Source organism: Comamonas halotolerans (assembly GCF_030162935.1).
GTDB lineage: Bacteria > Pseudomonadota > Gammaproteobacteria > Burkholderiales > Burkholderiaceae_C > Comamonas > Comamonas halotolerans.
In genome coordinates this window covers 49,124-66,148 of the sequence record NZ_JASAUZ010000005.1, presented here as the reverse complement: position 1 = coordinate 66,148, position 17,025 = coordinate 49,124, and the positions used below count along the sequence as shown (strand labels likewise).

Annotated in this window: 19 protein-coding genes; 16 read left to right on the top strand and 3 right to left on the bottom strand. The window is 58.4% G+C overall.

What is annotated here, in order from left to right; translation table 11 throughout:
* The first annotated feature begins 83 nt into the window (after positions 1 to 83).
* The 9 genes from motA to QEP11_RS05295 all read left to right on the top strand — a co-directional run bounded on the left by motA (position 84) and on the right by QEP11_RS05295 (position 9,824).
* Positions 84 to 941, top strand: coding sequence for a flagellar motor stator protein MotA (motA, locus tag QEP11_RS05335; RefSeq protein ID WP_284335600.1), 858 nt, complete (start codon positions 84 to 86; stop codon positions 939 to 941).
* Between the two features lie 6 nt (positions 942 to 947).
* Positions 948 to 1,925, top strand: a complete 978-nt coding sequence (motB, locus tag QEP11_RS05330) for a flagellar motor protein MotB (RefSeq protein WP_284335599.1) — start codon at positions 948 to 950, stop codon at positions 1,923 to 1,925.
* Positions 1,926 to 1,999: 74 nt separating this feature from the next.
* Positions 2,000 to 2,392, top strand: coding sequence for a chemotaxis response regulator CheY (gene cheY, locus QEP11_RS05325; protein WP_284335598.1), 393 nt, complete (start codon positions 2,000 to 2,002; stop codon positions 2,390 to 2,392).
* 3 nt (positions 2,393 to 2,395) lie between these two features.
* Entirely contained in the window at positions 2,396 to 3,172 is a 777-nt protein-coding gene (locus tag QEP11_RS05320; RefSeq protein ID WP_284335597.1) for a protein phosphatase CheZ, read from the top strand.
* Between the two features lie 330 nt (positions 3,173 to 3,502).
* On the top strand, positions 3,503 to 4,654 hold the full coding sequence (gene flhB, locus QEP11_RS05315; RefSeq protein ID WP_284335632.1) for a flagellar biosynthesis protein FlhB: 1,152 nt from the start codon (positions 3,503 to 3,505) through the stop codon (positions 4,652 to 4,654).
* Between the two features lie 21 nt (positions 4,655 to 4,675).
* Positions 4,676 to 6,796, top strand: a complete 2,121-nt coding sequence (gene flhA, locus QEP11_RS05310; protein ID WP_284335596.1) for a flagellar biosynthesis protein FlhA — start codon at positions 4,676 to 4,678, stop codon at positions 6,794 to 6,796.
* A complete protein-coding gene (flhF, locus tag QEP11_RS05305; RefSeq protein WP_284335595.1) occupies positions 6,793 to 8,328 on the top strand; it encodes a flagellar biosynthesis protein FlhF in 1,536 nt (511 codons plus the stop codon). The genes flhA and flhF overlap by 4 nt, the downstream gene beginning before the upstream one ends.
* On the top strand, positions 8,321 to 9,103 hold the full coding sequence (locus QEP11_RS05300; RefSeq protein ID WP_284335594.1) for a hypothetical protein: 783 nt from the start codon (positions 8,321 to 8,323) through the stop codon (positions 9,101 to 9,103). Before flhF ends, QEP11_RS05300 begins: the two co-directional genes overlap by 8 nt.
* A 4-nt stretch (positions 9,104 to 9,107) precedes the next feature.
* Complete coding sequence (locus QEP11_RS05295) at positions 9,108 to 9,824, top strand: RNA polymerase sigma factor FliA (RefSeq protein ID WP_284335593.1); 717 nt, start codon at positions 9,108 to 9,110, stop codon at positions 9,822 to 9,824.
* A gap of 156 nt (positions 9,825 to 9,980) precedes the next feature.
* Here QEP11_RS05295 and QEP11_RS05290 read toward each other — a convergent pair whose 3' ends face one another.
* The 3 genes from QEP11_RS05290 to flgA form a co-directional block, all read right to left on the bottom strand.
* Positions 9,981 to 10,346: a hypothetical protein gene (locus QEP11_RS05290; RefSeq protein ID WP_284335592.1), complete on the bottom strand. Its 366-nt coding sequence runs from the start codon at positions 10,344 to 10,346 to the stop codon at positions 9,981 to 9,983.
* Between the two features lie 106 nt (positions 10,347 to 10,452).
* The gene (flgM, locus tag QEP11_RS05285; RefSeq protein WP_284335591.1) at positions 10,453 to 10,779 is read right to left on the bottom strand and encodes a flagellar biosynthesis anti-sigma factor FlgM; all 327 of its coding nucleotides are present in this window, start codon (positions 10,777 to 10,779) and stop codon (positions 10,453 to 10,455) included.
* Between the two features lie 91 nt (positions 10,780 to 10,870).
* A complete protein-coding gene (gene flgA / locus QEP11_RS05280; RefSeq protein WP_284335590.1) occupies positions 10,871 to 11,614 on the bottom strand; it encodes a flagellar basal body P-ring formation chaperone FlgA in 744 nt (247 codons plus the stop codon).
* Positions 11,615 to 11,781: 167 nt separating this feature from the next.
* Between flgA and flgB the strand changes: the two genes are divergently transcribed.
* The 7 genes from flgB to QEP11_RS05245 all read left to right on the top strand — a co-directional run bounded on the left by flgB (position 11,782) and on the right by QEP11_RS05245 (position 17,018).
* Entirely contained in the window at positions 11,782 to 12,207 is a 426-nt protein-coding gene (flgB, locus tag QEP11_RS05275) for a flagellar basal body rod protein FlgB (protein WP_284335589.1), read from the top strand.
* A gap of 28 nt (positions 12,208 to 12,235) precedes the next feature.
* The gene (flgC, locus tag QEP11_RS05270; RefSeq protein WP_219163593.1) at positions 12,236 to 12,640 is read left to right on the top strand and encodes a flagellar basal body rod protein FlgC; all 405 of its coding nucleotides are present in this window, start codon (positions 12,236 to 12,238) and stop codon (positions 12,638 to 12,640) included.
* Positions 12,641 to 12,666: 26 nt separating this feature from the next.
* Positions 12,667 to 13,335, top strand: coding sequence for a flagellar hook assembly protein FlgD (locus QEP11_RS05265; RefSeq protein WP_284335588.1), 669 nt, complete (start codon positions 12,667 to 12,669; stop codon positions 13,333 to 13,335).
* A 17-nt stretch (positions 13,336 to 13,352) separates the two neighbouring features.
* Positions 13,353 to 14,603, top strand: coding sequence for a flagellar hook protein FlgE (gene flgE / locus QEP11_RS05260; protein WP_284335587.1), 1,251 nt, complete (start codon positions 13,353 to 13,355; stop codon positions 14,601 to 14,603).
* Positions 14,604 to 14,635: 32 nt separating this feature from the next.
* The gene (flgF, locus tag QEP11_RS05255) at positions 14,636 to 15,373 is read left to right on the top strand and encodes a flagellar basal-body rod protein FlgF (RefSeq protein WP_284335586.1); all 738 of its coding nucleotides are present in this window, start codon (positions 14,636 to 14,638) and stop codon (positions 15,371 to 15,373) included.
* Between the two features lie 36 nt (positions 15,374 to 15,409).
* Positions 15,410 to 16,192: a flagellar basal-body rod protein FlgG gene (gene flgG / locus QEP11_RS05250; protein ID WP_284335585.1), complete on the top strand. Its 783-nt coding sequence runs from the start codon at positions 15,410 to 15,412 to the stop codon at positions 16,190 to 16,192.
* 124 nt (positions 16,193 to 16,316) lie between these two features.
* Positions 16,317 to 17,018, top strand: coding sequence for a flagellar basal body L-ring protein FlgH (locus tag QEP11_RS05245; RefSeq protein ID WP_284335631.1), 702 nt, complete (start codon positions 16,317 to 16,319; stop codon positions 17,016 to 17,018).
* Positions 17,019 to 17,025 lie beyond the last annotated feature (7 nt).

Here is a 17,025-nt window from a genome sequence, read left to right as displayed (position 1 = left end):
CCCACCACTTAACGTCCGAAATCGCACAAAAAACCCATGCTCCTCACTGCTTTGCGCTCCAAGCAACTCACTAAGCTTGCACCATGCTTGTCCTGATTGGTTACATCATTGCTTTCGGCTGCGTTTTCGGTGTTTACGCCCTCCATGGCGGAAACATGAGCGTGCTTGGTAAAGCCCTGCCCTTTGAACTGGCCACCATTGGTGGCGCGGCCGTTGGCGCGTTCATCGTGAGCAACCAGCCCAAGGTGCTCAAGGCCACGATGGCCGCGATTCCGGCAGCCATCAAAGGCTCCAAACACTCCAAAGCACGCTTTATGAGCCTGCTGGCCTTGCTGTATGACCTGCTACAAAAAGCCCGCAAGGAAGGCTTGATGGCCATCGAGATGGACGTGGAGGAGCCACAAAACTCGGACATCTTTCAAAAATACCCGGAGTTGCTGGCCGACGCTCATCTGGTGGAGTTCATGACAGATTATTTGCGCATGATGGTCTCGGGCAATCTCAACTCCCACGAAATCGAATCCCTGATGGATAACGAGATCGAGGCCCACCATCAGGAAGGCCACCGCGTGGTGGTGGCATTGCAACGTCTGGCAGGTGCATTACCGGCCTTCGGTATCGTGGCTGCGGTTCTGGGTGTGGTGAACACCATGGGCTCTGTTGGCCAGCCGCCTTCTGTGCTTGGGGGCATGATTGCCTCAGCGCTGGTAGGTACGTTCCTGGGGATTTTGCTGGCCTATGCGCTGGTGGAGCCTCTGGCTGGTTTGGTTGAACAACGGCAGCAAGACGGCAGCAAAGAATTTGAGTGCATCAAGTGCACCTTGATTGCCAGCATGCAAGGCTACAACCCGCCAACCGCCATCGAATTTGGCCGCAAGGTGCTTTATTCCACAGAACGCCCAGGCTTCCTGGAACTGGAAGAGCACGTCAAGAGGAAGTAAGAAGCGATGCCGCCCCCAAACGCTCCCGGCAGCGCACAAGCCGGGGTTGCACTCGACAAGAAGCTGCAACCCATCATCATCAAACGCGTCAAAAAAGGCGAGCACGGCCACCATGGCGGCGCGTGGAAGATCGCCTATGCCGACTTCATGACGGCAATGATGGCGTTCTTTTTGCTGATGTGGCTGCTGGGTTCCACTTCGCAGGGTGACTTGCAAGGCATCGCTGCATACTTCAACTCCCCGCTGAAAGTTGCCATGAACGGCGGAGATGGCTCGGGCAACAGCTCCAGCATCATTCCTGGCGGTGGCACCGATTTGGCCCGCGTACATGGTCAGGTCAAGCGCTCCGATGCCAACGATGACACACAGCAGCGCAGAGACATCCGGCACCAGCGTGCCCAACAGGATGCACAACGGATTCTGGCCTTGCGTGCCAAGCTTGAGGCCATGATCGCCAGCAATGCTGCTTTGAACGAGTACAAGTCACAAATTCGCATGGATATCACGCTGGATGGTTTGCAAGTCCAGATCGTGGACGAGCAAAACCGCCCCATGTTTGACATTGGTAGCGCCCTTGTCAAACCTTATATGCGAGACATCCTGCGAGAGGTGGGTGCAGCATTGGGTGGTGTGGAAAATCGCATCAGCCTTGCTGGTCACACCGATGCGGCGCCCTATGGCAGCGGCGAAAAAGGCTATAGCAACTGGGAGCTTTCGACCGACCGCGCCAATGCTTCTCGCCGTGAACTGGTAGCAGCAGGCATGCCCAACGACAAACTTGCCCGCGTGGTAGGCCTCGCAGCCAGCGACTTGCTGCTCCCGGACGACCCACGCGCGCCCCAAAACCGGCGTATCACGATTACCGTGCTGACGCATGAAGCAGAAGAGCGCTTGCTGGGTAAGCCAGCACCTTCTGCGCAACAAGACAACAAATTGCAATCGGAAAAGCAGGAGAATCCGTCTCCAGCATCGCAAACTCCGTGACAATTTGTGAATCGGACGAAGCCTGCGCTTGGCGCAAGCGTCATTCAGAAGCATATTTGACCGAAAGGGTCCCCGTGGCCACCAATACCCTTCGTTTTTTGATCGTTGACGATTTCTCCACCATGCGCCGCATCGTGCGCAATCTGCTCAAGGAAAGCGGCTTTACCGAAGCGGATGAAGCCGAAGACGGTGTCGCAGCGCTGCACAAGCTGCGCAACAGCAAGTTTGACTTCGTGGTCACCGACATCAACATGCCGAACATGAATGGCTTTCAGCTACTCACCGAAATCAAGGCTGATGAGAAACTCAAGCACCTGCCGGTGCTGATGGTGACCGCAGAAGCTCGCAAGGAAGACATTGTGGCTGCCGCCCAAGGGGGCGCGGCAGGTTACATCGTCAAGCCCTTCACCAAGGCGACCTTGGAAGAAAAAGTCAACCTGATCTTGAAAAAGCTTGGCTTGAACTGATCCATGGACCACGCAACGCCCAACAGCGACGCACCGTCGCATGGTTTCGACCATGGCGATGTCCACAACAAAATCGGCATACTCACCCGGCAGTTGCATGATTCGCTGCGCGAGCTGGGCTATGCCGACCGCTTGCGTGGTGCGACCGCAGAATTGCCGGATGCACAAAACCGTCTTTCGTACATTGCACGGCTAACAGGTGAAGCTGCGGAAAAAGTGCTGACGCTGGTCGATGACGCCAAAGAGCGGCAAACTGCCATCGTGGCGCAGACCAAGGCCATGCGCCAGGCCATGATCGCCGACCCCGTGGCCGCGGTGGCCAAAGGGCACATCATGAATTACCTGGAAGACATGGAAAAATCCACAGAGATCGTGGATCAACAGTTGACCGACATCATGATGGCTCAGGACTTCCATGACCTGACCGGACAAGTGATTGCCAAGGTTGTCCGTCTGGCCAGCGATCTGGAAAGCCAGCTGGTGGAGCTGCTGCTGCAAACCGCACCACAGGTGAACAATGGCACCACGCTACTTGACCAGGGAGAGGTCAGTGCGGCTGCTGCCATGGTCACTGGCGCTGCTGTCTCGGCAGAGCAAACGGATGATTTGTGGGCTGCAGCCCTGGCAGAAGTCAGCGCAACACCAGCCTCCGAGAACGCATCTGCACAAGCGGCCCCCTCGCACCCCAAGCTGCAAGGCCCTGTGGTAGACCCCAGCACCCCTGACGTGGTGACCTCGCAATCCCAGGTGGACGATCTGCTGGCCAGCCTGGGCTTTTAGCACGTGTTTTCGAGCTGTACGCAGTCACGTTGATGCGCAATCGGTATGCGTTCAAAGCGCTGCGTCTAGCATCCCATCCCGCTTAACCACAGTCGTGATGTGAGGAGATCGTAAACACGTTCTTGAGCCTGCGCTCCTGAAGCTGGCCATGCGCAGGTACGACAAGGCTCTGCCACGTCACAGCAAGGTGGCGTTCGCGAGTCTTAGCAGATTGCGCGACGCTTGGCAGCACCATTGGCGTTCGAATAGCGCCCTCCCGAGCACGCTTTTCCAGCTTTAGCGATTTGATGGCTTGCAGACAATGGCATGAGACCTTCGTCTTATGCCGCCATGGAATCCAGCCAAGATAAATCCCTACCAGCAACCGAAAGGAAGCTGCAGAAAACCCGCAAGGACGGGCAGACATCGCGCTCGCGTGATCTCGGCCACCTGGCGGTGCTGGGTGTGGGTTCCTTGATGGTGGTCGCCGGGGGGCCCACACTGATGCACCACCTGCGTATTGCCATCAGCAAGCAAATGTCATTCAACGCTGACAGCGTGCTAGCCCCGCAATTGATGGTGGAGCGCCTGACCGACATGGCGCTGGTAGGCATTCTGGGTTGCGTCATTTTTGCGCTGGCAATCAACATCGTCTCCATCATCCTGACCCTGATGTCCGGAGGCTGGATTTACAGCACCAAGCCCATCATGCCGCAGTTCAAGCGCATCAATCCCATCTCAGGCCTGGGCAATGTGTTTTCCAAGCAGCAGATGGTCACAGCGCTCAAGAACGTGCTGCTGACGCTGATTCTGGCAACCGTGGGCTGGTTCCACATCAAGTCCGGCATCGTTGAGTTGTCGAGCATTCCAGCCCTGGGGGGCTCTGCCGCCCTGGCCCAGGTGGGTGACTGGATTGTCAATGGCATGGTCATGCTGTTGGTGGTGGTGTTTGTGGTTGCGATGATTGATGTGCCCTTGCAGCGGGTGCTGTTTCTGCAGCGGCTGAAGATGAGCCACCAGGAAGTCAAGCAAGAGCACAAGGAGTCGGAAGGCAGCCCTGAGCTCAAAGGCAAGATTCGCCAAAAGCAGCGCGAAATTGCCCAGCGCGCCAGCATCCAGGCTGTCCCCAAGGCTGACTTTGTGGTCACCAACCCCACCCACTACTCGGTGGCGTTGCGCTATGACGAAAAAACCATGGCTGCCCCGCAGGTGGTGGCTATGGGCGCGGATCTGGTTGCGCTGAAGATTCGAGAAGTGGCCAAGTCGCACCAGATTCCCGTGCTGGAGTCCCCCATGCTGGCCCGCGCCTTGTATGCGCATGCAGAAATTGACCAGTCCATCCCTTCCACGCTGTATACCGCAGTGGCGCAGGTGCTGGCCTATGTTTACCGCCTCAAGGCCGCCATGCGCGGCGAAGGCACAGCACCTGGTGAGCTGGTTCAGCCCCACGTGCCTCCAGAACTTGATCCGCACACCCAGCGTGCTGCGACAGCGAAGCCTTAAGCGCTAGAAAGCACTGCACCCATGAGCACTGCCCTCCTGAAAAACCTGCACCACTGGAACAGCAAGAATGGCTTGGCACTCCAGAGCTTGGCGGCACCCATTCTGGTGATCGCCATCCTGGCGCTGATGGTACTGCCTATCCCCCCCTGGCTGCTGGACACCTTTTTCACACTGAACATTGCCACCGCGTTGATGGTGATGATGATCGCGGCCTACATGGTCAAACCACTGGACTTTGCAGCTTTCCCCTCCGTGCTGCTGCTGACCACCTTGATGCGGCTGTCGCTGAACGTAGCTTCAACCCGCGTGGTGCTGCTGGAAGGCCACACCGGCCCTGGCGCTGCAGGGGCAGTGATCGAGTCGTTTGGTCACTTCCTGATTGGCGGCAACTTTGCCGTGGGCTTGATCGTGTTCGCAATTCTGGTGGTGATCAACTTTGTCGTGATCACCAAGGGGGCAGAGCGCATTGCCGAAGTATCAGCACGTTTCACCCTGGATGCCATGCCAGGCAAGCAAATGGCCGTGGACGCTGACTTGAACGCAGGTCTGATTGACGAAACGGAAGCCAAACGCCGCCGCGCTGAAGTGCAGGAAGAAGCCAATTTCTTCGGCTCCATGGACGGAGCATCCAAGTTTGTGCGTGGTGACGCCATGGCAGGCATCCTGATACTGGTGATTACCATTGTGGGCGGTTTCATCATCGGTATGGCCCAACACGGCCTGAGCGCTGGCGAAGCAGCCAACAGCTACATTCTGCTGTCGGTAGGTGATGCCCTGGTGGCACAAATCCCCGCGCTGCTCATCTCGGTGGCTTCTGCCATGGTGATTTCGCGTGTGGGCAAGGACAACGATACCGGCAAACAGATCGCCAACCAGATGCTGGCTTCGCCACGTGCCTTGGCGATCACTGCAGCCATCTTGGTCATGCTGGGACTGATTCCCAATATGCCGCACACGGTGTTTTTGACCATGGGCGCCTTGTTTGGCTATGGTGCCTGGCTGGTCTACCGTCGCAACACCAAGAAAGCGGAACAAACCAAGGCTGGAAGTGGTGCTGATGCCACCATGCCCGGTGCGTTGGCTGCTGCGCAACAAGATACTGAAGCCACGTGGGATGACCTGCAGCCCGTAGATCTGCTGGGTCTCGAGCTGGGCTATCGTCTGATTGCCCTGGTGGACAAAAAGCGCCAGGGTGACCTGCTCACCCGCATCAAGGGTGTACGGCGCAAATTTGCCCAGGAGGTGGGCTTTCTGCCTCCTGCCGTGCACGTGCGAGACAACCTGGAACTCAAGCCCAGCGCCTACCGCCTGACGCTGCGTGGCGTGATGGTCGGCGAAGGTGAAGCCTTCCCCGGCATGTACCTGGCTATCAATCCCGGTGGCATCACCACCCCGCTGATTGGCACTCCCACCACCGACCCGGCATTTGGTCTGCCCGCGCACTGGATCGACGAGCGCCAAAAGGAAGCGGCACAAATGGCAGGTTTTACCGTCGTTGATTCGGAAACTGTGATGGCGACACATTTGTCACACTTGATGCAAATGCATGCCGCCAAGCTGTTGAGCCGCAATGAGGTTCAGCAACTGGTGGATCACGTGGCCAAGTCCGCGCCCAAGCTGATTGAAGAAGTCATTCCGAAAATGGTGTCCATCACAGTGTTCCAAAAGGTGCTCCAGCTGCTGCTGGAGGACGCGGTGCACATTCGCGATATCCGCACCATCATCGAAACCCTGGCCGAGTACGCCACACAGACCCAAGACCCTGTGGAGCTGGCTCGCCGCGTGCGCATTGCGCTGGCTCCCGCCATCGTGCAGCAGATCTACGGCCCCACTCGTGAACTGAACGTGATTGCCATCGAGCCCGGCCTGGAGCGCTTGCTGGTGCAAGCCCTGAGCAACCCCCAAAGCCCTTCGCTGGATCCCGGCGTGGCCGATTTGCTGACACAGCGCGCCGCCGAAGTTGCCAACAAACAAGAAGAGTTGGGCCTGCCCGCCTGCCTGCTGGTGCCCGACGCCATTCGTAACGCTATCGCTCGCCTGGTGCGACGTGTGGCCCCCCGCCTCCAAGTGCTGGCGCACAGCGAGATCCCCGAGACCCACACCATCCGCATCGGCCCCATTCTTAAAGGTGCAAACGCATGAACATCCAACGCTTCATAGCCCCCACTTCACGTGAGGCCCTGGACAAAGCGCGTGCCGCATTCGGTGATAACACCCTGATTTTGTCCAACCGCCCCACAGCCAACGGCGTGGAAGTCATGGCGACCGCCGAAGACGCGCTAGGCAAGCTGGATCAAGGCAACCAGACCAGCCCTGGCCTGATGGCCGCCATCCAGGCCCGCGAGGCCGAAGAGACCCGTGCGCCCAAGCAAGCACCCAAGGCACCTATGCGCATGGATGCACTGCTGCAGGCAATGCCCGCATCAGGGCTCAAAGCCAGCCCCCGCCAGAGCGTGGCCGAAGACACCGAGCAGTTGGCCATGAGCACGCTGTCGTTCCAGGACTATGTGCGCGAGCGCATGCTGCGCCGCCGTAACGAAGAAATGAGCGGAGAAGTGGCCCCCGACGCCATGCCCACGTTTGCACGCAAAAGCCGCCTGGATGCCGTCCGTGACAGTGCTCCATTGCCCACCACACCTTCCGTGGTCAAGCACAATCCGCTACGTGGTCTGGCCGTGGAGCTTCCCGCCGACCCACCCCGCAAATCAGTGGTGTCTGCACCCGCAGCTGCTCCTGCCTTGCTCAACGAATTGCAATCCGTCAAGGACTTGATTGAAGAGCGCTTCAATACCCTGACCTGGATGAACCAGACGCGCAGCAACCCTCTGCACAGCAACATGATGCTGAAGCTGATTCGCTGCGGCTATTCACCTGCGCTGTCGCGCACTCTTATGGAGCGCTTGCCACAAAACGCCAGCCCTGCTGATGCCATGAAATGGCTGGTGCAGGTGCTCGAGCGCAATCTGCGTACAGACAGCACGGATGCGCCTATCTGGGACAAGGGTGGTGTGTTTGCTCTGGTGGGCTCTACCGGCGTCGGTAAAACCACCACTGCAGCCAAGCTCGCGGCCTTGTGCGCTGCCAAGCACGGCCCCAACAGCGTGGGCCTGATCACCCTGGATACCTACCGTGTGGGTGGCCACGATCAACTGCGCGCTTATGGCCGCATGCTCGGAGTAGTTGCCCACCTGGCACACGACAAGGCGGCGCTGCAAGATCTGCTAGGTCTGCTGGCTGGCAAGAAGATGGTCATCATCGATACCACTGGCGTGGCCCCACGTGACCCGCGCAAGGACGACATTCTGGAGGTGCTGGATATACCCGGTATCGAGCGCTTGCTGGTGGCCAATGCTGGCGCCCATGGCGACACGCTGGACGAAGCACTCTCGGCCTTCAAGCGCGTGGGCTGCCAACAGGCCATCCTCTCCAAGGTGGATGAAGCCGTCAAGCTGGCACCAGCGCTGGATGCACTGATTCGTCACCAGCTGGTGCTGCGTGGCATCACCAACGGCCAGCGCGTGCCCGAAGATTTTGCGCGCGCCAATGCCAGCGAACTGGTTGCCACCTCGATGCGCGCGCACTCCAGATCAGCGTTTGACCCCAGCACGCTGGACATGGATTACTATTTCACCGACTCTTCCATGGCTTCCCCCCAAGGAGCGCTGCATGCTTGAGAGCGCTTGGCACCAAGGAACCGGTTTGCACTGGCAAGGCGCGCAAACGTCGTTGCGCGTGCTGCCCGTGGTGCCATCCGGCGATAACGCAGACGCAGCAGCACTTTGGATGGCCTGCGCCCATTTGCAGCAGCAAGGCTACCCCGTCGTTGTGCTGGATGGCACAGAGCAAGAGACATCCGCCGCACCAGGCTTGCAAGACATGCTGCAACCACGCCAGGGCTATGCTTTTACAGCGCTGAACGCAGATATCCATGACCCGCACAGCATTGCGACCTTGCCTGCTGCGCGCGGCATGGTGCAGCTGCAGCACAAAGCCTCGGTGACTGGCGAGCGTCCGTTGAACTTGCTCTATCGCTTCGTCCGCAACCACGCCCTGGTCGTTCTGTGGGCACCCGCTCCCTTGCTCGCTGGCATGCTGCAAGCTTGCAGCCAGTCCTCAATCCAGCTGGTTCCCTCACAATCACGCCATGTCGTGAGCAGCTACCGCGCCCTCAAACACATGTTCATGCACTGTGCCCAGATGCCTCGCTTGGTGGCGCTTCGCCCTGCCAGCTATGGCCTGGATCCCGTGCTCAAGTCGGTGGCCCAATGCGCCATGCGCCATTTGCACACCGAGCCACTGTGTGAACAGTTCGACCCTGAGCAACCCCGCCAGCTGCAACGCTGGGCCCTACAATGTCTGGAGCATTCGGAGACGTTGCACGCTCCTCAGGAGCTTGCATTCACCGCCCCCTCCACAGATTCGCCAGCTTCGGCTGCATGGAGCCATTGAGTCAATGTATACCGCCCATGGTCAGTTGGATCGCGATGCACTGATTCGCCAGCACGCCCCGCTGGTACGTCGCATTGCACAACACATGATTGCCAAACTCCCGCCGAACGTGGAGTTGGACGACCTCATTCAGGTCGGCATGATTGGCCTGGCCGAAGCCCTTTCGCGTTATGAATCCAGCCAGGGCGTGCAGTTTGAAACCTTTGCCAGCCAGCGCATCCGAGGTGCCATGCTGGACGAGTTGCGCGACAACGACTGGATGAGCCGTAGCTCGCGCAAGGGACAAAAAGACATTGAGCGAGCCATTCACAAGCTGGAGCAAGAGCTTGGGCGCGCGCCTAAAGAGTCGGAGATTGCGCATTCCATGGATCTGCCGCTGAGCGATTACCAGGCTCTGCTGTCCAAGGTACGCGGCACACAGCTGATTTATCTGGAAGACATAACCCCTGGCGATGACGACAACGAAAGTTTTCTTGACCGCTACGTTGCCAACGCTGATGCCGACCCTTTTGCACTGCTGCGCGACGAGCGCATGCGCGCCGCCCTGGTGGAGGCCATTGAGAGCCTGCCTGAGCGTGAAAAGTACGTGATGGGCATGTACTACGAGCACGAAATGAATCTCAAAGAGATAGCAGCCGTACTTGAAGTGACAGAGTCGCGCGTGAGCCAGCTGCATAGCCAGGCAGTCGCTCGGCTTCGCACCAAGATGCGAGCACATTGAGCACGCCCGCCCACAAAAAAAGCGCCTTATGAAGCGCTTTTTTTGTGACTGGTAAATTTTCCCAGTCTCGTCACTGCTCTTGTTTGCGTCGCAGCTGCTTTCTTCCATGCCCATGGGCTTGCTGGCATGAACACCAGGGCATCCAGGAATGCGCGGCTAACCGCTGATGTGATAGATCCGCGCGACCGAAGCAGCAGCCCCCCGGTGCTTGCTGTCGCCATAGGTGTGGGAGATGGATTGCTCGGGCATCAGTGTTTTCAGTTGCTGGGCATTGATTGCAGACATCTTGGCAATGTGACCACGCAGCTGAATCAGGCGCTCCGAGATGATCTTCATACGCTGCACGTTTTCCAGCGTGAATTCAATCGCGCCAAAGCGCTGTGCCAGCCCAGCAAACGCCTGCATGCCATCGCGCAACTGGCCGATGGCCTGTTCGACCGATTCAGGCTGGTTGTCGACAATCAGAGCGTTGACCACATCGATCATGCCCTCGATTTGTTCCAAAGCTTCGCTGAGTTGCATGGTTCTTTCAGATTTTTGAGCGGTTCAAACAAAGTTTGGGCGCTGAGTACCGGTTTGGGCCGAAGGTCGGAAGGCCCGCACCGGCGCCAAGCGCCCGAAAAAGAAATTAAGCGCGCTCAGCGCCCAGCAGAGCTGCTGCGTCCACCAGCATCTTGTCGGCCACGACACTGGCATTCACTTTGAATGTGCCGTTGGCAATCGCTTCGCGGATGGCATTGACCTTAGCCATATCAATATCCGAGGACGACTTGGCATTCTGATCCAGCGAGCGCACGGAGCTGGACACCGTCACCGGCACACCGGCCGCATTGGCACGGCTTTGCTGCGCCACCTCACTGGCTGTGCCACTCTTGCTTTGCTGTGTATGTTGTACGGCGTTTTGCTGCAGCTTGGCTGCCAGCATTTCGACGTTGGTATTTTGTCCGACCTTCATTTCCTACTCCATCCGCCCCGCTCAAGGGCTCTGTAGCCTAGCTATCGACGCTTTTGCAAAGAACTTGAGCATTTTCTTCAAAAAGCTTGTATCACTGTGCAACAACGACTTCGCCTCGTGGATTGACCGTACCTATGACGGTGCGTCCATTGTCCATGCGTATCCTGACGCTCTGTCCCGCTGAACCACCTTCCAGGGCTTTACCTGAAGATGTCACCACAAACCCCTGGCCCTCAACCAGCACTTTCACACCAGCTCCGGGCTTGAAGATTTCAGCGGCTTTGACCATGGTCTGGCGCAAGGCCATGCCTGCGGTCAAGTTGCGCGCTGCCGTCTGTCCAATCCAGTCTTCGGCCAGGGCAATCACGGAATGTGGGGATTCGGCCCAGTCCACCTCCGACTGCATAGCGTGCTCAAAACTCAGCGTCTCGCCCATGCTGACGTTGTTCACCAGCACCCATGCAGGCCCAAATGCCTTGACGGTGACCGGCATGAAGACATTCCAGGGCTTGGTGCCTTCCACACAACGCAACCCTATGCGTGTGCGCCCCCACAACTTGCTGCCACTGGGCAAATAAGGCTCCACACGCATGCAAGGAGCCAGATTCAAGCGCGGATCAAGTTTGCCAACTTCCACCTCCATACGCAACGGCATGCTCTGCTGGGCTTCGCTTTGCGACAGCGCATCTTGCAACCATTGATTGCTCAGTTGGGACAAGTCTTGCGCCCACACCGCGGACACGCTGCCCGTAATCAGCAACGCCGCAGACATGCGCACGGCAGCACGTGCGGCGCGTGAGGACAGGAGCGAGAGCAAATCAGCAGGATGGAGCATGGCCTGCACTTTAGAGCCTGCGCCACTTTTCTAAACCCTGAAGTACGGCAGCAACCCCGCTTTCTTCGCGCTTTAGCAAAACCGCAGCATTTCCATAATCGCTGCACGCACCAAAGTCTGAGGGCTGGGTGCATCCATTTCGCTTTCTTTATCTGCAAAGGACTCACATGCTCGACAAAATGACTGGCCGTTTGGACTTTCACAGCGACGCGCTGCTGTTGCGCGCAGAACGCCAGCGTGTGATCTCCAGCAATATTGCGAATGCCGACACCCCTGGCTATGTTGCACGGGACTTTGATTTCGCCAAGACACTCAAGGCCGCGCAAGACGAAAACGGCTCGGTGCACCAAGCCTTGCAAGCAGCCAGCACCACCCATGCCCAGCACATGCCACTGCCTACCCAGAAGTTCGGTAGCGATGGTCAGAGCCCGCTGGGTTATGCACTGGCTTCACAGCCCAGTCTGGACAACAACACCGTGGATCTGGACCGTGAACGCGCCAACTTCGTGGACAACGCGGTGCGCTATGAAGCCACGCTGCGTTTTCTCAACGGCCAGTCCAAAACCATGCTCAGCGCCATCACTGGCCAGTAAGCCGCACTGACACAAGGAAACCTCCGCCATGTCCATGTTCTCCATCTTCAGCGTCTCTGGCAGTGCCATCAGCGCGCAATCCCAGCGTTTGAACGTTGTGGCCTCCAACCTGGCCAACGTGGACGCCGTGGCCGGTCCAGACGGTGAGTCTTACAAAGCCCGCCAGGTGGTATTTCAGACAGCGCCCATGGGGCCCGAAGGTTCTGCAGGTGTGAAGGTCAAAGACATCACCGAAGACAACACCCCTGGCCGTCGCGTGCACAACCCCGAGCACCCGCTCGCCGATGCCCAGGGCTATGTCACCCATTCCAACGTGAATGCCGTGGACGAGATGGTGAACATGATTTCCGCTTCCCGCTCCTACCAGAACAACGTGGAAGTCATGAACACCGCCAAATCGCTGCTGCTCAAGACGCTGCAGCTGGGCCAATAAGCACATACAGAAGAAAGTAGGCACGCATGATTTCCGGCCTCTCTCCCACCACCTATTCCGGCACTCCGAGCAACACGCCCACCTCGGCAGCAGACATGCAGAACCAGTTTCTGACGCTGCTGGTCGCACAGTTACAGAACCAGGACCCAACAAGTCCCATGGACAACGCACAGCTGACTTCGCAAATGGCGCAAATCAGCACTGTGAGCGGCATCGAAAAACTCAACAGCACCGTGGAAAGCGTGACCAGCCAATTTGCGTCCATGCAAATGCTGCAAGGTGCAACCATGATTGGGCATACCGTGCTGTCCGAAGGCAACAACCTGGGGCTTTCAGCCTTCGAAGACGAAGAAGGCAACACCAAGCTCAGCGGCACGGCCGCATTTGATCTGGACGCTTCGGCCGCCAATGTCACGGTCACCATCACCACCGCATCGGGCGAAGTCGTGGACACCCTGGAGCTGGGCTCTGCCGCAGCTGGCCGCAACTACTTCACCTGGGACGGCAGCGACTACACCGGCAGTGATCTGGACTTGCGCTTCAAGGTCAGCGCCACCAATGGTGAAGCGACCGTCAAGAGCACTTCACTGGCCCCCAACGCAGTGGTGGCAACGAGCATCAGCAACGGCTCACTCATGCTGGAGCTGGCCAACGGTAGCAGCATCAACTACAACAGCGTCAAGGCTGTGTTCTAAATTCGCAGGAGTTAACCATGGGCTTCCATCACGGACTTTCCGGCCTGAACGCATCCAGCAAAAACCTGGACGTGATTGGTCACAACATTGCCAACAGCAACACCGTCGGTTTCAAGAACTCGCGCACCGAGTTCAATGAAATGGTAGCCAGCGCCATGGGCGCTTCCAGCGCCAACAACACAGGCATTGGCGTCAGCGTGGCAGCGGTCTCGCAGCAATTCACGCAAGGTGTGATCACGCCCAGCGCCAACGGCCTGGATATGGCTATCAACGGCGACGGTTTCTTTGTGGTGCAAACAGGTACCGGCATTGCCTACACCCGCAACGGCGCATTCCAGCTCAACAAGAATGGCGAGCTGGTGACGGTCAATGGCGACAATGTTCAAGGCTACAAGATCAACCCCGAAACCGGAGTACGCGAAAGCGTCAGCCTGAGCAATCTGGTGTTCCCTGCGGGTGCACCGATTGCCGCCAAGCAAACGAACAATGTTTCGGCCACCATCAACCTGGATGCACGCGTGGATCAGGACGCCAACCCCGCGCCTCCACGCGCCACCTATGGCACTTCGCTGGAAGTCTTTGACGAGCAAGGCATGGCCACACCACTGTCCATGTACTTCCAGAAGACCGATGCCAACACCTGGGAAGTCTATGACAGCCTGGATCCCAACGCCGAGCCCTTGGGCCGCATGGTGTTCAACTCTGCAGGCAAGCTGATTGATGTCGAGTCTTACGGCGCAGCCAGCAAGTCCTTCACCTCCACCGGTGGCACCACACTGAGTACATCGATAAAGAGCAACAACCCCAATGACCCCAACCCCGGTGCCTGGGACGTGAACATCAATCTCAGCGGTGTCTCGCAATTGGGTAGCGCTTTTTCCGTGGCCAAGCTCACGCAGGACGGCTACGCTTCGGGCGAGCTGACCTCCGTCAACGTAGCGTCCGACGGCACCTTGATGGCCACCTATTCCAATGGCATCACCCGTGCAGAAGCCCAAGTGGCACTTGCCAAGTTCACCAACACCCAAGGTCTGCAGCCGGATGGCAACAACAACTGGGTGGTCTCCAATGACTCCGGCCCGGCCATCTACGGCGCGGCGGGCACGGGCAGTTTTGGCACCATCCAGGGCAGTGCCCTGGAGGAGTCCAACGTTGACCTGACTGCACAGTTGGTCAACATGATGACCGCGCAACGCGCCTATCAGGCCAACGCACAAACCATCAAAACCCAGGACCAGATCTTCTCGACGCTGGTCAACCTGCGCTAAACGCGCTGCACACGCGCCACTAGGAATTCGCCATGGACCGCATCATCTACACCACCATGACCGGCGCCAACGCCGCTGCGCAGCGGCAGGCGGTGCTTTCCAACAATCTGGCCAACGTCTCGACCACGGGCTTCCGTGCCGAACTGAGCACCTTCCGCTCGGTGCCGCTGCAGGGCCAGGGTTCCAGTACGCGCGTGTTTGGCCTGGACGCTACCTCGGGTCACCTGGACCAGCCAGGACCTGCCATAACCACCGGAAAAAGTACCGACCTGATGGCTCGAGGCAACGCCTGGTTTGCCGTTCAAGGACTGGACGGGCTGGAGGCTTATACCCGCAACGGCGCTTTGGAAGTTACCGCGGATGGTCAGTTGGTCACTGCCAACGGCCTGCCTGTGCTGACTGACGGCGGCGCTCCTGTGGACATTCCGCAAAACGCCCGCGTGAGCTTTGGCGGTGACGGCACGGTGGTGGCCACGCTGGATGGTCAGGACCCCATCAACATTGGCCGTCTGAAGATGGTCACCCCCAATCAGGACCAACCGCTGCAGCGCGGCGATGACGGCCTGTTCCGCAATGCGCAGGGCGACCTGCCCGCAGATGCCAATGCCACCGTGATCGCTGGTGCGCTCGAAGGCTCGAACGTGAATGCTGTGGAAGCCATGGTCGGCATGATTGCCGCCTCACGCCAGTTCGAGCAACAGATGAAGCTGCTGACCACGGCAGAAAACAACGACAAGACTGCCAGCCAGCTGCTGAGCATGAACGGCTAAGCCGCAACGTAACGAATTACGGAAGGACACTTCACCATGATGAATTCCCTGTGGATTGCCAAAACCGGCATGTCAGCCCAGCAGACCAATATGGATGTGGTCTCGCACAATTTGTCCAACGTCTCCACCACGGGCTACAAGCGCCAGAGCGCCGTTTTTGAAGACTTGATCTATCAGAACCTGCGCCAGGTGGGTTCGCAAGCCGATGAGCAGAACATTCTGCCCACCGGCATGCACCTGGGGCTGGGTGTGCGCACCGTGGCCACCACCCGCAACTTCACGCAGGGTACTCCCCTGGAATCGGGCAAGGATCTGGATGTCGCCATCAGCGGTGACGGTTTTTTCCAGGTACAAATGCCGGATGGCACCACGGCATACACCCGCGATGGCACTTTCAGCAAAGATGCCAACGGGCAATTGGTGACCGCTGGCGGCTACCCCTTGCTGGACGGTATCACCGTGCCTCAGGATGCTACCAAGCTGAGCATCAGCCGCTCGGGCGCGGTATCGGTCACTTTGCCCGGTCAGGCTCAGCCCCAACAGATTGGTCAGCTCAACACGGCCTCCTTCATCAATGCCCCCGGCCTGGAGCCCATTGGCGAGAATCTGTACCGCGAAAGTGCCGCATCGGGCGCGCCTCAGACCGGCACACCGGGCACCAACAACCTGGGTACTGTGATGCAAGGTTTCCTGGAATCATCCAACGTGAACGTGGTGGAAGAGCTGGTGAACATGATCCAGACCCAGCGCGCCTACGAGATGAATTCCAAGGCCATTTCCACCAGCGACCAGATGCTGGCCAAGCTGTCGCAGCTGTGATTTTTCCTTCCTTGCTGCGCTGATCCCGGTCTGCCCAGATCGCTCAGCGTCACAAGCGTTTGCCTTGCATTTCTTCGGAGCGTTTATGTCCGCCTCTCGCCCCTTGTTCCAGACTTTGGCATGGATGCAGCATGCTCCACGCACTGCGCTATCAGTTGCAGCCTGTCTGGTTGTCAGCGGCTGCGCGTTCAATGATCCGCCTCCGGTTGATCTGCACAACCAGACCCAGCCTTTGCCGTCCACTGCCATTGCTGCTCCCCAGCAGCAGGCCCAGGCCACAGGCGGCCTGTTCCAGGCGAACCGTTATCGCCCCCCATTTGAAAGCCGTCGCGCGCGCCTGGTGGGTGATATGGTGACCATTCAGATTGCAGAAAAAGTCACAGCCAGCCAGAAGTCATCCTCCACGGTCAACCGTGACAGCAAAATGTCGGCTGGCATCACCGATCTGCCTATCCTGACCGGTGGCGCACTCGGCACAGCACAAAAGCTGGGCAAGCTGGGCGTTGGCAGCAACTCCGACTTTGAAGGCGGTGGTGGCACCTCCAGCGCCAACACTTTCACCGGAGCCATCACGGCCACCGTGGTAGAGGTGCTGCCCAACGGGCATTTGGTGGTCACCGGAGAAAAGCAAATTGGCGTCAACCAAAATGTTGATGTGCTGCGCTTCACCGGCACAGTAGATCCGTACCAACTGCAGCCCAACAGCGTGATCAGCTCCACCCAGGTGGCCAATGTGCGCGTGGAATCGCGCGGTCGTGGCCAGCAAAATTCAGCGCAGGCAATTGGCTGGTTGTCACGCTTCTTTTTGAGCTTTATCCCTTTCTAAAGCTCTC

Excerpts from the sequence above, each read along its gene's own strand:
- QEP11_RS05295 (WP_284335593.1), top strand. The coding sequence starts at position 9,108 with ATGTATACCGCCCATGGTCAGTTGGATCGCGATGCACTGATTCGCCAG.
- flgM (WP_284335591.1), bottom strand. The coding sequence starts at position 10,779 with ATGAAGGTCGGACAAAATACCAACGTCGAAATGCTGGCAGCCAAGCTG.
- QEP11_RS05265 (WP_284335588.1), top strand. The coding sequence starts at position 12,667 with ATGATTTCCGGCCTCTCTCCCACCACCTATTCCGGCACTCCGAGCAAC.
- motA (WP_284335600.1), top strand. The coding sequence starts at position 84 with ATGCTTGTCCTGATTGGTTACATCATTGCTTTCGGCTGCGTTTTCGGT.
- QEP11_RS05245 (WP_284335631.1), top strand. The coding sequence starts at position 16,317 with ATGCAGCATGCTCCACGCACTGCGCTATCAGTTGCAGCCTGTCTGGTT.
- QEP11_RS05300 (WP_284335594.1), top strand. The coding sequence starts at position 8,321 with ATGCTTGAGAGCGCTTGGCACCAAGGAACCGGTTTGCACTGGCAAGGC.
- flgG (WP_284335585.1), top strand. The coding sequence starts at position 15,410 with ATGATGAATTCCCTGTGGATTGCCAAAACCGGCATGTCAGCCCAGCAG.
- QEP11_RS05320 (WP_284335597.1), top strand. The coding sequence starts at position 2,396 with ATGGACCACGCAACGCCCAACAGCGACGCACCGTCGCATGGTTTCGAC.
- flgE (WP_284335587.1), top strand. The coding sequence starts at position 13,353 with ATGGGCTTCCATCACGGACTTTCCGGCCTGAACGCATCCAGCAAAAAC.
- flgC (WP_219163593.1), top strand. The coding sequence starts at position 12,236 with ATGTCCATGTTCTCCATCTTCAGCGTCTCTGGCAGTGCCATCAGCGCG.
- flhB (WP_284335632.1), top strand. The coding sequence starts at position 3,503 with ATGGAATCCAGCCAAGATAAATCCCTACCAGCAACCGAAAGGAAGCTG.
- QEP11_RS05290 (WP_284335592.1), bottom strand. The coding sequence starts at position 10,346 with ATGCAACTCAGCGAAGCTTTGGAACAAATCGAGGGCATGATCGATGTG.
- flgB (WP_284335589.1), top strand. The coding sequence starts at position 11,782 with ATGCTCGACAAAATGACTGGCCGTTTGGACTTTCACAGCGACGCGCTG.
- flgA (WP_284335590.1), bottom strand. The coding sequence starts at position 11,614 with ATGCTCCATCCTGCTGATTTGCTCTCGCTCCTGTCCTCACGCGCCGCA.
- motB (WP_284335599.1), top strand. The coding sequence starts at position 948 with ATGCCGCCCCCAAACGCTCCCGGCAGCGCACAAGCCGGGGTTGCACTC.
- flgF (WP_284335586.1), top strand. The coding sequence starts at position 14,636 with ATGGACCGCATCATCTACACCACCATGACCGGCGCCAACGCCGCTGCG.
- flhF (WP_284335595.1), top strand. The coding sequence starts at position 6,793 with ATGAACATCCAACGCTTCATAGCCCCCACTTCACGTGAGGCCCTGGAC.
- flhA (WP_284335596.1), top strand. The coding sequence starts at position 4,676 with ATGAGCACTGCCCTCCTGAAAAACCTGCACCACTGGAACAGCAAGAAT.